General features: G+C 70.6%; 17 protein-coding genes. 5 read left to right on the top strand and 12 right to left on the bottom strand.

Annotation, left to right across the window (positions count from 1 at the left end; genetic code table 11):
* Positions 1-51: 51 nt before the first annotated feature.
* Positions 52-387 (bottom strand): winged helix-turn-helix transcriptional regulator, encoded by a 336-nt coding sequence (locus tag ABIC47_RS05090; RefSeq protein ID WP_018192582.1) that lies wholly within the window; start codon positions 385-387, stop codon positions 52-54.
* A 77-nt stretch (positions 388-464) separates the two neighbouring features.
* Between ABIC47_RS05090 and ABIC47_RS05085 the strand changes: the two genes are divergently transcribed.
* Positions 465-1124, top strand: a complete 660-nt coding sequence (locus ABIC47_RS05085) for an FMN-dependent NADH-azoreductase (protein WP_354477903.1) — start codon at positions 465-467, stop codon at positions 1122-1124.
* 35 nt (positions 1125-1159) lie between these two features.
* On the opposite strand, the gene ABIC47_RS05080 is transcribed toward ABIC47_RS05085, so the two are convergent.
* Genes ABIC47_RS05080 through ABIC47_RS05070 form a run of 3 tightly spaced genes read right to left on the bottom strand, consistent with a single transcriptional unit; the run spans position 1160 to position 4353 of the window.
* Positions 1160-1783 (bottom strand): NAD(P)H-dependent oxidoreductase, encoded by a 624-nt coding sequence (locus tag ABIC47_RS05080; RefSeq protein ID WP_354477900.1) that lies wholly within the window; start codon positions 1781-1783, stop codon positions 1160-1162.
* 9 nt (positions 1784-1792) lie between these two features.
* Positions 1793-4024 carry a heavy metal translocating P-type ATPase gene (locus ABIC47_RS05075; protein ID WP_354477897.1) on the bottom strand — a complete coding sequence of 744 codons (2232 nt, stop codon included), beginning with the start codon at positions 4022-4024 and terminating at the stop codon, positions 1793-1795.
* Positions 4021-4353 (bottom strand): heavy-metal-associated domain-containing protein, encoded by a 333-nt coding sequence (locus ABIC47_RS05070; protein WP_354477894.1) that lies wholly within the window; start codon positions 4351-4353, stop codon positions 4021-4023. Before ABIC47_RS05070 ends, ABIC47_RS05075 begins: the two co-directional genes overlap by 4 nt.
* A 124-nt stretch (positions 4354-4477) precedes the next feature.
* On the opposite strand from ABIC47_RS05070, the gene ABIC47_RS05065 reads away from it, so the two are divergent.
* Complete coding sequence (locus ABIC47_RS05065) at positions 4478-5002, top strand: hypothetical protein (RefSeq protein ID WP_354477892.1); 525 nt, start codon at positions 4478-4480, stop codon at positions 5000-5002.
* Between the two features lie 4 nt (positions 5003-5006).
* Here the strand turns inward: ABIC47_RS05065 and ABIC47_RS05060 are convergent, their stop codons facing one another.
* From ABIC47_RS05060 to ABIC47_RS05040, 5 genes are all read right to left on the bottom strand, one after another.
* Positions 5007-5996, bottom strand: coding sequence for an NAD-dependent epimerase/dehydratase family protein (locus tag ABIC47_RS05060; protein WP_354477889.1), 990 nt, complete (start codon positions 5994-5996; stop codon positions 5007-5009).
* On the bottom strand, positions 5993-6433 hold the full coding sequence (locus tag ABIC47_RS05055) for a MerR family transcriptional regulator (RefSeq protein WP_354477886.1): 441 nt from the start codon (positions 6431-6433) through the stop codon (positions 5993-5995). The genes ABIC47_RS05060 and ABIC47_RS05055 overlap by 4 nt, the downstream gene beginning before the upstream one ends.
* 56 nt (positions 6434-6489) lie before the next feature.
* Positions 6490-6945, bottom strand: coding sequence for a hypothetical protein (locus ABIC47_RS05050; protein WP_354477883.1), 456 nt, complete (start codon positions 6943-6945; stop codon positions 6490-6492).
* A gap of 233 nt (positions 6946-7178) precedes the next feature.
* Positions 7179-8330 (bottom strand): sensor histidine kinase, encoded by a 1152-nt coding sequence (locus ABIC47_RS05045; RefSeq protein WP_354477880.1) that lies wholly within the window; start codon positions 8328-8330, stop codon positions 7179-7181.
* A 10-nt stretch (positions 8331-8340) separates the two neighbouring features.
* Positions 8341-9057 (bottom strand): response regulator transcription factor, encoded by a 717-nt coding sequence (locus ABIC47_RS05040; RefSeq protein ID WP_018192572.1) that lies wholly within the window; start codon positions 9055-9057, stop codon positions 8341-8343.
* 121 nt (positions 9058-9178) lie between these two features.
* Between ABIC47_RS05040 and ABIC47_RS05035 the strand changes: the two genes are divergently transcribed.
* Genes ABIC47_RS05035 through ABIC47_RS05025 form a run of 3 tightly spaced genes read left to right on the top strand, consistent with a single transcriptional unit; the run spans position 9179 to position 11159 of the window.
* The gene (locus tag ABIC47_RS05035; RefSeq protein WP_354477877.1) at positions 9179-9844 is read left to right on the top strand and encodes a glycosyltransferase family 2 protein; all 666 of its coding nucleotides are present in this window, start codon (positions 9179-9181) and stop codon (positions 9842-9844) included.
* A complete protein-coding gene (locus ABIC47_RS05030; RefSeq protein ID WP_354477874.1) occupies positions 9841-10464 on the top strand; it encodes a TIGR04282 family arsenosugar biosynthesis glycosyltransferase in 624 nt (207 codons plus the stop codon). Before ABIC47_RS05035 ends, ABIC47_RS05030 begins: the two co-directional genes overlap by 4 nt.
* A complete protein-coding gene (locus tag ABIC47_RS05025) occupies positions 10461-11159 on the top strand; it encodes a methyltransferase domain-containing protein (RefSeq protein WP_354477871.1) in 699 nt (232 codons plus the stop codon). Before ABIC47_RS05030 ends, ABIC47_RS05025 begins: the two co-directional genes overlap by 4 nt.
* On the opposite strand, the gene ABIC47_RS05020 is transcribed toward ABIC47_RS05025, so the two are convergent.
* The 3 genes from ABIC47_RS05020 to ABIC47_RS05010 are packed head-to-tail and all read right to left on the bottom strand — an operon-like array spanning position 11119 to position 12732.
* Positions 11119-11553, bottom strand: a complete 435-nt coding sequence (locus ABIC47_RS05020) for a hypothetical protein (protein ID WP_354477868.1) — start codon at positions 11551-11553, stop codon at positions 11119-11121. The two genes, ABIC47_RS05025 and ABIC47_RS05020, sit on opposite strands and share 41 nt — an antisense overlap.
* Entirely contained in the window at positions 11550-12164 is a 615-nt protein-coding gene (locus ABIC47_RS05015; protein WP_354477865.1) for a molybdopterin-dependent oxidoreductase, read from the bottom strand. Before ABIC47_RS05015 ends, ABIC47_RS05020 begins: the two co-directional genes overlap by 4 nt.
* Entirely contained in the window at positions 12157-12732 is a 576-nt protein-coding gene (locus tag ABIC47_RS05010) for a hypothetical protein (RefSeq protein ID WP_354477862.1), read from the bottom strand. Before ABIC47_RS05010 ends, ABIC47_RS05015 begins: the two co-directional genes overlap by 8 nt.
* Positions 12733-12783: the final 51 nt, after the last annotated feature.

Here is a 12783-nt window from a genome sequence, read left to right as displayed (position 1 = left end):
CCTAGTGTCCGATGGGCCGGAAAGGTTCCAACGCCGACCCCGCCCCGACGATCAGGGGCGCGCGGTGAGGTTGCCGACGGCCCATTCGCCGAGCTGATCGAGGATCGGGAGCAGACGGCTGCCGCTGTCGGTGAGGCCGTACGAGACGGTCACGGGCGGGCCAGGCGTGACCGTGCGGACGACGAGGCCGGCTTCGGCCAGGTCTGCGAGGCGGTCGGAGAGCACGGCGTCACTGATTCCGGGCACGGCGTGACTCACTCCGCGGAAGGTGGAGGCGCCGCTGCCGAGAGCCGACACGATCATCCCGTTCCACCGCTTGCCGAGGACGGAGAACGCGAGGGTGACGGCAGCATCACAGCGGATGACATCGTGCTCGGGCGCGTCCATGTCCCAATTGTACGCATGCTACAGTTCGCATAGTCGCTATGTTTTAAAGAGCGACTATGACAACTGATGGGAGAAGCATGGAGCTGTACCGACTGGACGCCAGCATCACACCGGCCACCTCAGCGAGCCGTTCGCTCGCCGACCTGGTCGAATCCGAATGGCTGTCCACGCATCCCGATTCCCGGGTCGTCCGCCGCGACCTCGCCGCAGATCCGATCCCTGCGACGGCGTGGCCCGACGTCGTGACCTCGGGCGCCATCGCGGAGTCGGATCGTACGGATCGTCAGCGCGCAGCACACAGCCTCGCGACCCAGCTGGCCGACGAGCTGGTCAGCGCTGACGCACTGGTGTTCGCCGTTCCCCTCTACAACTACGGTGTCTCGCAGCATTTCAAGACCTGGTTCGACCTGGTGTACACGGATCCCCGGACCAACCCCACGGGCACGGCACTGCGTGGCAAGCCGGCCACTCTCGTCACCGTCCTGGGCGGCAACTACGCGCCCGGAACTCCCAAAGAGGGATGGGACCACTCCACCGCGTGGCTTCGTCGCGTCCTCGAGGACGTCTGGGGACTCGACCTCCGCGTCGTTCAGCGGCCCTTCACGCTCGTCGGCGTCAACCCTGCGCTCGACGCGTTCGCCGACGCGGCGGCGGAGCTGAAGCAGGCCGCCGAAGAGGAAGCCGTGCACTCGGGACGCCACATCGCACAGAGCGCCGGGGCCTCGCTCGCCGGATAGAGCTCACCCGAACGAGATTCGAGAACGGCGGCTGATCATCGGCCGCCGTTCCCGTTCGCCAGGAGGTCGTCCTGAGGCTCGATCGCCCGCCGGACGGCACTCACAGCTTCGTCGATGACCCGTTCACGCGCAGCCGCATCCTCCCGCTCCGACTCGTACACGAACGCGGTCGCACCTCGGCGGCTGCCGCAGTAGTCGATGATGCCGTGCTCGATCTGTGTTCGAAGGGCCTGCTCGTAGCCGTGGCGCTCGTACACTCCGGCGTCGTCGCCGGCGACCGGGATCAGGTGGATGGTGAGGCGGCCGAGATTGCGCCGGATGCCGTGCTCGGGGTCGATGGTGAACGCCCATCCGTTGACGAAGACGCGGTCGATCCACCCCTTCAGCTGAGCCGGCATCGACCACCAGTAAACGGGGAACACCAGGACCAGATGGTCCGCCCCATCCACTCTCCGCTGCTCCGCGATCACGTCGGGCGTGACGTGACCTCCCGTCAGATACGTGCGACGGTCGGCAACGGTGAAGCGAGGGTCGAAGCCCTCGGCGGCCAGATCGACGATCTCGACCGGTGACGGGTCCAACATGCTCGCGAGTCGGCGGGCGATCTGGTTGGTCAGAGAATCAGGCTCGGGATGTGCGGTGACGATGAGGGTCTTCACACTCCATCATCACCGGTTCGCCGCACGGAATCGCCTCAGTCGCAGGCTGTTGGTGACGACGAAGACGCTGGAGAGCGCCATCGCGGCCCCGGCGAGAAGCGGGTTCAGGAGGCCGAGCATCGCGACCGGGATCGCCGCCACGTTGTATGCGAACGCCCAGAACAGGTTGCCCTTGATCGTGCCGAGCGTGCGGCGGGCGAGCCGGATGGCGTCGCCGACGGCGAGCAGATCACCGCTCATCACCGTGATGTCGCCGGCGGCGATCGCTGCGTCGGTTCCGGTTCCCATGGCGATCCCCAGGTCGGCGGCTGCCAGTGCGGCGGCGTCGTTGACCCCGTCGCCGGCCATCGCGACGACGTGACCGTCCTGCTGCAGCCGCCGGATGGCATCCAGCTTTCCCTGCGGTGTGACACCGGAGCGCACATCCACGATTCCCACGCGTTCCGCGACCGCGTTCGCGGAGCCCGCGTTGTCGCCGGTCAGCAGCACCGGGGTCAGCCCGAGCCGGCGGAACTCGGCGATCGCCGCCGCGCTCCACTCCTTGATCGTGTCGCTGACGACCACGACGCCGCGCACCGCGCCGTCCCACGCGACCGCCACGGCGGTCTCGGCCTCGCCCTCCGCATCGCGGATCCGGTCGCGCAGCTCCGCGGGCAGCTCGAGTGCCCACGCGTCCGCCAGCCAGGATGCCCGTCCGACGGTGACGTGCCGGCCGTCGACGGCGGCCTCCACGCCGAGGCCCTGCTTGGAACGGAACGACTCCGCCCCGAGCAGCGCGATACGCCGGTTGCGGGCGCCCTCGACGATCGCCCGGGCGACGGGATGCTCCGAGCCGTCTTCGGCGGCGGCGGCGACTGCGAGGACGGTGCCCTCGTCTTCGCCCGCCGCCACGTAGACGTCGGTGAGGCTCATCCGGCCGGTCGTGATGGTGCCGGTCTTGTCCAGCACGATGGTGTCGATGCGGCGGGTCTGCTCCAGCACCTGCGGACCGCGGATCAGCAGGCCGAGCTGCGCGCCGCGACCGGTCCCGACCAGCAGGGCGGTCGGGGTCGCCAGGCCCAGTGCGCACGGGCAGGCGATGATCAGGGTCGCGACCGCAGCGGTGAAGGCGACCTCGACACCGGCGCCGAGCACCAGCCAGAGGGCGAGCGTGAGCAGAGCAAGGCCGATCACGACGGGGACGAAGATCGCGGAGACCCGATCGGCCAGCCGCTGTGCTTCCGCCTTTCCGGTCTGGGCCTCCTCCACCAGGCGGCCGAGACGAGCCAGTTCGGTATCCGCGCCGACCGCCGTCACCTCGACCACCAGACGTCCGCCGACATTCACCGTTGCGCCGGTGACGTGATCGGTGGGAGAGACCTCGACCGGGACGGACTCGCCGGTCAGCATGCTCAGATCGATCGCGGAGGACCCCTCGACCACCCGGCCATCTGTCGCCACCTTCTCGCCCGGCCGGACCACGAAACGATCGCCGACCGTGAGGGACGAAACGGGCACCCGGGTCTCGACTCCGTCAGCGAGCAGGGACGCGTCCTTGGCGCCGAGCTCCAGCAGGGCCCGCAGCGCTGCGCCGGACTTGCGCTTGGCGCGGGCCTCGACATAGCGGCCCGCGAGGATGAATACGGTGACGGCCGAGGCGACCTCCAGGTAGATCTCGCTCGCGCCGGAACCCGGTTCGGCGATCAACTGGAAGGTCATGTGCATGCCGGGTTGGCCGGCCATGCCGAAGAACAACGCGTAGAGCGACCACCCGAAGGCGGCGATGACGCCGACACTGATCAGCGTGTCCATCGTCGCGGCGCCGTGGCGCGCGTTCACCCATGCGGCGCGGTGGAACGGCCACGCACCCCAGACCGCCACGGGTGCGGCGAGGGTCAGGGTCAGCCACTGCCAGTTCGTGAACTGCAGCGCGGGCACCATCGACAGCACGACGACGGGCACGGTCAACGCGGTCGAGATGAGGAGGCGCCGCCGCAGCTCTTCCGCCTCCCGGTCGGCGGCCGATACGGCTGGTGTCTCCTCGAGCGGCGGTGCCGGGACGGCGGCTGTGTACCCGGCGGCTTCGACGGCCTCGATCAGCGTGGAGGTGTCCACGCCGTCGGCGGTGATCCGGGCTTTCTCGGTGGCGTAGTTGACGGTGGCCTCGACGCCCTCGATCCGGTTGAGCTTGCGCTCGATCCGGGTGGCGCAGGAGGCGCACGTCATCCCGCCGATCTCGAGTTCGACGGCTCCGCCGCTCATGCCGAGACCAGCGAGTATCCCGCCTCGTCGATCGCAGCGCGGACAGCGTCCGTGTCGAGAGGCGCGGCCGAGGAGACGGTGACCGTGGAGGTTCCGCCCGCGTTCAGATCGACCCGGACGGCCTCGACGCCGTCGAGTGCTTGGAGCTCTTCGGTGACGCTGGCGACGCAGTGCGAGCAGGTCATCCCGGCTACCAGGTAGTCGACGGAGGAGGCCGCCGTGGATGCGACAACCGTGTCCGCGTGACCGTGTGCGTCCGCGCTACAGGTGCAGGCGCTGTTCTTGTCGGTGAGACCGAGGTCGCCACGGGTGGACGTGGTGCTGCGCATGATGGTGTCTCCTTCGATTCGTGGTCGGGAACGGCCCGGCGCGGGTGGTCGGCATACCCCCTATGGGTATAGGTTATACCCGGGCCGGGTACCGGACAAATTGCTTCTCTGCCAGGATCGAGGAGTGACTCATCGGAGCTCTCGTGTCCTGGCGGCCATCGGAATCGTCGCGCTCGCCCTCACTGCGACAACCGCGTGCACGACGGGTGCCGGCTCGCCCAAGCCGAGTGCGTCCGTCTCACAGCCCACCACGAGCGCGAGCCCGAGCCGCAATCCTGACAGCGGGCAGGAGCCGGTAAAGGGAGCGGCCGAGAGTTTCTCGGCGTGGCTCGCGGCGTCGCGCGTCCCGGACGTCGACACGGCCTGTGCGGGACTGGCGCCCCAGCTCGTGCAGCGGATGATCGCAGAGCTCAACGCGAACGCGGGAGTCAACGTGTCCACGTGCGAGGAGATGATCGCGGCCACTGCTCAGCTGTACAAGGCGGCGGGACAGGACGCGAGCGTCGACATCGCCGTCCAGCACGAGACCGCCACCGACGCCACGCTGTTCGTCACCTACGGCGCCTCCGGAGACTGCGGAACCGTCGTGATGCACCGGCCCGGTACGGCCTGGATCATCACCGAGCAATCCCAGGAGTGCGCGCGCTGAGGGATCAGCCCCGCGGCCGATCGGCCAGCAGCCCGAGATCGCGCAGGCTCTCGGCCGTCTCCACGATCGTCTCGACGGCGGGACGTGGCCGGAGGCCCAGCTCCCGCTTCGCGCGCTCATTGTGGATGACGAGGGGCGCGGGCTCCTCGCCGGGCAGCTCCTCGGTGGGCGCCTGGGCGGCGAGGTCGCCGAGACGCTCGCGCAGCACGTTCGCGACGTCGAGGAACGTCATCGTCGGCCCGTCCGCCAGCACCAGGTAGCGGTTGCCCGCCGCTCCCGGGGTGGACATGGCGGCGAGATGGGCCGCCGAGACGTCCCGCACATCCGCCATCCCGAAGCGCTGCCGCGGGACCGCCGTGATCGTGCCGTCCAGCATCCCCGTGAAGTAGGCGAGCGACGACCGCGCGGAGGAGGTCAGGGTCGGGCCGGCGATCCACGTCGGGTTGACGGCGACCAGCTCGAGGTCGCCGCCCTCCCGCTCGACGAAGTCCCAGGCGGCGCGTTCGGCGACCGCCTTCGACAGCGGATAGGCGGGCAGGCCGGGAGTGGAAGGGTCGGTCCAATCGCTCTCGTCGTAGTCGCGGGCCGGCTTGGGCGAGTACCCGACGGCAGCGAACGACGAGGTGAGCACGACGCGGCGCGCACCGGCGTCCCGTGCGGCGCGCAGCACGCGCAACGCGCCGTCGCGGGCGGGGACGACGACCTCGTCGGGCACGGAGGACTGGATCATCGGCGACGCGGTGTGGTGCACCTCCTCGATACCGGCGAGGGCGCCGGCCCAGCCGTCGTCCTCGGTGAGGGATGCGGCGACGAACGAGAGGCCACCGGCGTCGACGCCCGCACGACGGACGGCGTCGCGGACCTCGTCCGCGCGGTCGAGCGAACGGACGGTGGTGCGGACCGCGGTGCCGGACGCCAGCAGGTCGGCCAGCAGCCGTGTGGCGAGGTAGCCGGTGCCGCCGGTGACGAGGGTGGTCGGAGCGGGGGATGTCATCGGAAGGTCTCCTCGAGTCGGGGAAGGATGGATTCGAGCTCGGCGTACGCCTGAGCCTCGGCGGCGGAGTCCGCGTGATCCCGCGCATCCCACAGGGCGGCCTTCACCCTCAGGTAGTCGAGGTGCACGCGGAGCGTCGCGATCTGCTCCTCGACGCGGTCGGCGTGCCGAAGCAGGATGTCGCGCTGCTCGGCCGCCGCCTCGCGTCCGCGCCGGCGGTTCGCCTGGTACGTGCGCATGTCCTCGATCCCGACGCCCATGGCGCGCAGGCAGGCGAGCACCTGGGCGGCGTCGAGGTCGCCCTCGGCGTACCGCCGGTGTCCACTGCGCTCGTCGCGCGCGATCGGGCCGAGCAGGCCGACCTCTTCGTAGTACCGAAGGGTCGGCTCGCTCAGCCCGCTCTGACGGGAGACGTCCTGGATGGTCAACGTGGTCATGTCCCCATCAGAACAGACCTCAAGCGCTTGAAGTCAAGCGCTCCGTCGCGACCGGCTCAGGCGGCCAGGTGCTGACGTGCGCCGAAGAGCGTCACCGGGGTCTGCTCGCCGTGGCCGACGCAGACGAAGAAGACGAACTCCGTCGCCGCAGGGACCGTGACGACGGCGGCGACGTTCTGCCACGGGTCGTCCGGGAGGTCCTGCAGGCGACCCAGCTCGAGCGGGCGGCGCTCGATGTCGCGGGCGAGCCCCTGGACGGTGAAGAAGGCGTCGAGCCCGGCATCATTGGCCGGGTCGCCGAGCCAACCGACCAGCGGAGTGTCGGTGGCGTCGCTGACGGGCAGCGCGGTGAAGATCGCCGAGATCGTCTCCTCGAGCGGCGAGTCGACCGTCACGCTGTCCGCGCGGTTCGGGACCGGGCGCGAGGTGATGGCGATCCACTGCCCGCTGGTGAGCGTGGTCAGGCGTGTGAGAAGGCGGCTGGGAACGGTGGAGCTGATATTGCGCAACATGGAAGTTCGGGTACTTTCCGTTACGGCGCCTCGAACGGGCCGGCGTGATGTCGGGTCACACACGGTTTCGGGACGCGTTATGAAGGCGCTCGCGTGGGCCACCGGGTTGTCGGGTTGGGAGCCTCGTGCGTTCGCGGCCGGTGATTCGGGTTCACCGGTAGCCCAAAACTACTCCGATGTCCTCCATAGCGCGGACACCAAAACGGGGGTCATTTGTCCCCCTGTGAAAGCGCTCAGCTTCCAGCCATGCGGGGCTGGAAACGTGGTAGCCGGACGTCGAAACGACAGCCGCCGACCGTGTTCCGCACGGAGACATCCCCGTCGTGTGCGGTGACGATGCCATGCACGATCGCCAGGCCGAGCCCGGCCCCGCCGGACACGACTCCGCTGCGGGGCGATCGCGCCGCGCTGCCGCGCCAGCCGGCGTCGAAGACCTTCGGCAGGTGCTCCTCGGGGATGCCGCCGCCCTCATCCACGACGCTGAGGACGACGGACGAATGCGCTCCCTCCCGCACCGACACGTGGATGGCCGAACCGGCGGGCGAGTGCTCGATGGCGTTCACGAGCAGGTTGTGGATGACACGGGAGAGCTCCCGCGCATCTCCCCACACGGTGAGGTCGCCGTCCTGCGATTCGTTCAACGACACCGACCGGGTCGCCGCGAGGGGAGCGAGGTCGGCGACGGCGTCGCTGACGAGGTCGTACATCGACAGCGGTCCGAGCTCCAGCCGCAGGGCTCCGGACTGGATCTTGGACAGCTCGAACAGGTCGTCGACCATGTGACTGAGCGTGTCGGTCTGACTACGGAGCTGGCGGTAGTACCGCTCCGGATCGGCCGCGATGCCGTCCTCGAGCGCCTCCGCCATGGCCTGCATCGCGGCGAGGGGCGTACGCAGGTCGTGCGAGATCCAGGCGACGAGTTCTCGCCGGGACTCGTCGAGCATCCGCACCTCTTCGCGTGACTCCGCGAGGCGTCGGGAGACGTCGGCGAGGTCGTGCGAGAGGGCGCTGAACTCGCTGCTGTCCTGCCGTTCCGCGGGCACCACCTGGCCGTCGCCGACCGCCCGCGCGGCGACGCGGAGCGTGCGGCTGGTGCGCACCAGCCCCATCCCGAGCACGGCGGCCACACCCAGGCTCGCAACCGCCGCGACGCCGATGACCCAGGCGAGCACGACGAAGTCGTGCGACGAGATGTACATCGCCCGGGCGATGGCGACCGTGCCGCCGACGATCGACGCGACCGCAGCGAGCACGACGACGCCGAGGCGGATCAGGATGGAGGCGCGGCGCAGCAGATGCAGCACCATCACGGCGATGGCGGAGATCACGATGGCGACGATGAGGCTGGTGCCGACGATCACGGCGAGGTCTCCGAGGGCGATCATGCGGACATCCTCAGACGCTCATCCGGTAGCCCACCGCCCAGACGGTGGTCAGATGGCGCGGCTTGGTGGGGTCGTCCTCGATCTTCTCGCGCAGCCGGCGCACGTGGACGGTGACCGTCGAGAGGTCGCCGAAGTCCCAGCGCCACACCTCTTTGAGCAGCTGCTCCCGGCTGAACACCTGATTCGGATGCTTGAGGAAGAACGCGAGGAGGTCGAACTCCCGGGCGGTCAGGGTGAGCTCGCGTTCCGCCTTGGCGACCGTGCGGTTCGACGGATCGATGGAGAAGTCGCCGAGGCGGAACGGCGCCTCCGGGGTGAGCGCTCCGACGCTCCGGCGGAGGATGGACTGCGCGCGCAGCACCAGCTCGCGCGGCGAGAAGGGCTTGGCGAGGTAGTCGTCCGCTCCGGCCTCCAAACCCTGGATGCGGTCGTCGGTGGACCCCAGGGCGGTGAGGAGGATGATCGGCACAGGCCGTCGGCTGCGGAGCCGACGAGCGACCTCGAGCCCGTCGATTCCGGGCAGCATGCGGTCGAGCACCACCAGGTCCGGCGGCGTGCGCTCGGCGAGGTCGAGCGCGCGGAAGCCGTCGACGGCCTCGTCGACGATGAGGCCCGCGGAGCGGAGATAGCCGCTGGCGACCTCCCGCACGGTGGGGTCGTCCTCCACCACGAGCACGCGGCGGTCGCGCAGGTCGCGCGCCGCGGCTTCCGACAGCGGGGTGGTCATGCGCTCAGCATAGGTCGGTGGGCTGCGGGTCGGGACGGGTCACGGGGACACCGGCCTGACCGTCCGTGTTTCGTAAGATTCTGACCGGCCGGGCGGAGGCGGCGCTGCATAGCGTCGAATCGTGATCGAACCCATCGACGTCGTGTTCCCGTGCCTGAACGAGGAGGAGGCTCTGCCGGCCCTGCTGGCGGCCCTGCCTCCGCGCTACCGCGCCATCGTGGTCGACAACGGGTCGACGGATGCCACCGCCGAGGTCGCGCGCCGGGGCGGAGCGCGCGTCGTGGACGAGCCGCGGCGCGGCTACGGCGCCGCGGTGAAGGCCGGCCTCGAAGCGGCCACCTCCGAGCTGGTGGTGGTGTGCGACGGCGACGGAACCATCGACCCTCGTCAGTTCGACGCTGTCGTCCGGCCGGTCGACTCCGGCGCGGCCGATCTGACGATCGGACGCCGTCGACAGACGAGCCGCTCGGCCTGGCCGTTCGCCGCGCGCGTCGCGAACCGGGTGCTCGCACGGCTGATCCGCTCGCGCACCGGCGCCCCCCTCTACGATCTCGGCCCTGTGCGGGCGGCTTACCGGGTGCCCCTGCTGGAACTGGGCGTCACGGATCGGCGCAGCGGCTACCCGGTGGAACTGGTGCTGCGCGCGCATCGGCAGGGATGGCGTCTTCAGCAGGTCGCGGTGGACTACCTCCCACGCGTCGGGAGATCCAAGGTGACCGGCTCGGTCCGCGGCTATCTGACGGCGGTGCAGGATGTCCGCCGGCAGCTGGCGGAGTCGGCGCGATGACCGCCGTCGCCGTGATCGCGAAAGAGTGCGTGCCGGGCAGGGTGAAGACCCGCCTGCAGCCCGAGTTCTCGGCTGAGGAGGCGGCGTCCATCGCCGCCGCTGCGCTGGCCGACACCCTCGAGGTCGCCGCGGCGCTTCCGGCCTCCCGCCGCATCCTATATTTCGACGGCGACGCTCTGCCCCCGGGGGCCGCCGGGTGGGAGGTGATCCCGCAGTCCGGCGGTGGGCTCGACGAGCGCATCGCCGCGCTGTTCGACACGATCGACGAACCGCTGCTGCTGCTCGGGATGGACACGCCGCACGTCGACCCGGCGGTCCTCGCCGGGGTGTTCGCCGACGACCCCGAGGTCGATGCCTGGTTCGGCCCGGCGACCGACGGCGGCTTCTGGGCTCTGGCGATGCGGAGGCCGAACGGCGTTCTGATCCGCGGCGTGCCGATGTCGACGGACCGGACGGGAGCCCACCAGTTCGAGCGGCTGCGCGCCGCCGGGTTGCGCGTCCGGCTCCTGCCACCGCTCACCGACATCGACACCGCGGCGGACGTGCCGATCGCCGCACGACGGTCGCCGGCGGTCGCGCGGGTGCTGACTGCTCTGCGCCCGAGCGGGGTGCACGCGTGAGCGCGGCCCTGGAACCGGCGACGGCGCTCCCGTCGGCCTGGGAGATTCCGGCCGACTTCGGCGGGGGCGGCGCCGAACCCTACGAGCTCGCTCTCCGTGCGGGCGGCGGACTCCTGACCGTCGTCAGCGACGGTGCCGACGATGACGCGGCTCCCCTGGACGTCTCCGCCTACCTCGCGCCCGCGACCGCGGCGGAACGCCGAGTGCTCGCCCTGACGTCCGGGCCCGTACTCGACGTCGGATGCGGCCCGGCCCGGATGGTCCGGGCGGCCATCGAGACGGGCAGACTCGCGCTGGGGATCGACATCTCGGCGGTGGCGGTCGGGCACGCACGGGCCAGGGGGCTGCCGGTGCTGCGCCGATCCGTCTTCGAGACGCTCCCTGCGGAGGGGACCTGGGGAGCGGTCCTGCTCCTGGACGGGAACATCGGCATCGGAGGGGACCCCGCCGCTCTGCTCGCCCGCGCTTCCGAGCTGCTGCGCCCCGGCGGGCGGATGCTCGTGGAGACCCACGCCGACGGGGACCGCAGCGCGCGCTTCGTGGCGCAGCTCGTGCATCCCGTCGGCGCCCGAAGCGGGTGGTTCCCGTGGGCCGAGGTGGGGGAACGAGCCGCCACCCGCCTGCTCGACGGGCTCGGGATGCAGACCGCGACCGTCAGGAGCGGCGGCCGGACCTTCGTGCTCGCCACACGATGACGCCCGACGCGATGGCCACGGCGAGAGCGATCGCGATCCACAGCACGGCGAGCCGGAGGCCGTAGTCGCCGGGCAGCACGGTCGCGTTACGCGGCCCTCGAGCCTGGGCGATCAGTTCGGGCACGACCATCGCGGTGAGCAGGGCGCCGACCGCGAAGCAGGGCTCGACGACCGCCACCACGGCCGTCGGCAGACGGCGCGACACGCGCCGAAGCAGGAGATCGACCACCGTGACGACCGGAACCAGCACCGCGTCGTGCAGCACCGCGGCGGCGGCGAGCCACAGCACCAGTCCGGCGATCTGCACGGGCTGCAGATCCAGGACGAGGAACACCCCGCCGACACCGATCAGGGCCGCTCCCAGCGCGCCGATGGCCGCACGCGTCCGTATCATCCCGGCATCACCTCGATCGAACTCAGCCACTTGGTCTGCAGGACGCCAGGACGGCCCGGCGCGATCACCCGCGCCGGGTAGCCGTGGTCGAGATCGAGGGTCCGCCCGTTCAGCGACAGGGCCACGAGCGTGCTCGGGTCCTCGGCGAACTCGGGCCCCATCGTCGTCATGCGGTAGGCGCCGCGCGGTTGCAGGCTGGTGACCAGGATGGTGGATGCGGCGGGCGCGCCGACAAGCGCGAGCAGGTCGCGCATCCGCACACCCTCCCACTGCGCCGTCGTGCTCCAGCCCTCGACGCAGGCGATCGGCAGGGTGGCGCGCGCGTGCGGCAGACCGCTGAGCCGGGTGCGGTCGAGCACCTCGGTGCGGTCGCCGCGACGGACGGTCAGGGTCCAGTCCGCGGCTTGGGCCGCATCCACCACTCCCGCTGCCTTCGCCGTGGTGTTCACGGGCACCTGCTGCGGGCCGTAACCCTGGACGCGCGGTGCGAAGGCGTTCAGCGGCGCCAGCCATCCGAACGACTGACCGGCGGTGAGGCCGACCGCCGCGATGCCGGTGGCGGCGATCGTGCCGAGAAGCGCCCGGCGCGTGACCCTCTGTGGCTCAGTCATCGGTGACGCTCCGGTCGGTCGCTGTGCTGCGGCGGCGCCAGAAGCGGACGATCGTCGGCAGCTTCACGGCGATATGGATCGCCAGCGAACCGACGATCACCCAGGCCAGGGCGTAATGCGTCTGCCGGAACGGGAACGGCCACGGGTACCACTGGTACGTGTTGACCAGCCCGATCGCCGGTTCGAGCAGGGCGCTCGAGACCAGCAGGGCGATGGATGCGCGCTCCAGCAGCTCCCGCGCCGACCGCACCGGCGGCCACAGGAACAACCGCGGGTAGACGGTCCACAGCTTGCCGAGCAGGAGCGGGAAGATCGCGATGCCGACGGAGACGTGAAGGCCCTGGGTAAAGGCGTAGACGCCCGGCCAGGTCGGGAACCGCATCCCCGGCAGCGGCTCCTGCAGCAGGTGGCTGTAGAGGCCGGTGAGGAAGCAGACCAGGAACGCGGTGGCGAGGAGGCGGCCGATCACGACCGTCGTCCGCGCGCTGCGGGCGGGTGCGGCGAGCACGCCGCGGGCGCCGGCCATCCGCTCGGCGAGGGCGCTCGAGACACGTTCGGTGACGGACATGGTCCGATTCTGATCGGCGGCCTGAGGCCGCACGCCCGGCAAATCTTACGA

The organism is Leifsonia sp. 563, assembly GCF_040545055.1.
Classification (GTDB): Bacteria; Actinomycetota; Actinomycetes; order Actinomycetales; family Microbacteriaceae; genus Leifsonia.
Note: the sequence above shows the minus strand (reverse complement) of the source record. Positions and strands in the feature narration are given on the sequence as shown.

Coding starts and splice junctions, on each gene's coding strand:
- ABIC47_RS05090 (WP_018192582.1), bottom strand. CDS start 387: ATGGACGCGCCCGAGCACGATGTCATCCGCTGTGATGCTGCCGTCACC.
- ABIC47_RS05085 (WP_354477903.1), top strand. CDS start 465: ATGGAGCTGTACCGACTGGACGCCAGCATCACACCGGCCACCTCAGCG.
- ABIC47_RS05075 (WP_354477897.1), bottom strand. CDS start 4,024: ATGAGCGGCGGAGCCGTCGAACTCGAGATCGGCGGGATGACGTGCGCC.
- ABIC47_RS05070 (WP_354477894.1), bottom strand. CDS start 4,353: ATGCGCAGCACCACGTCCACCCGTGGCGACCTCGGTCTCACCGACAAG.
- ABIC47_RS05060 (WP_354477889.1), bottom strand. CDS start 5,996: ATGACATCCCCCGCTCCGACCACCCTCGTCACCGGCGGCACCGGCTAC.
- ABIC47_RS05055 (WP_354477886.1), bottom strand. CDS start 6,433: ATGACCACGTTGACCATCCAGGACGTCTCCCGTCAGAGCGGGCTGAGC.
- ABIC47_RS05050 (WP_354477883.1), bottom strand. CDS start 6,945: ATGTTGCGCAATATCAGCTCCACCGTTCCCAGCCGCCTTCTCACACGC.
- ABIC47_RS05045 (WP_354477880.1), bottom strand. CDS start 8,330: ATGATCGCCCTCGGAGACCTCGCCGTGATCGTCGGCACCAGCCTCATC.
- ABIC47_RS05040 (WP_018192572.1), bottom strand. CDS start 9,057: ATGACCACCCCGCTGTCGGAAGCCGCGGCGCGCGACCTGCGCGACCGC.
- ABIC47_RS05030 (WP_354477874.1), top strand. CDS start 9,841: ATGACCGCCGTCGCCGTGATCGCGAAAGAGTGCGTGCCGGGCAGGGTG.
- ABIC47_RS05020 (WP_354477868.1), bottom strand. CDS start 11,553: ATGATACGGACGCGTGCGGCCATCGGCGCGCTGGGAGCGGCCCTGATC.
- ABIC47_RS05015 (WP_354477865.1), bottom strand. CDS start 12,164: ATGACTGAGCCACAGAGGGTCACGCGCCGGGCGCTTCTCGGCACGATC.
- ABIC47_RS05010 (WP_354477862.1), bottom strand. CDS start 12,732: ATGTCCGTCACCGAACGTGTCTCGAGCGCCCTCGCCGAGCGGATGGCC.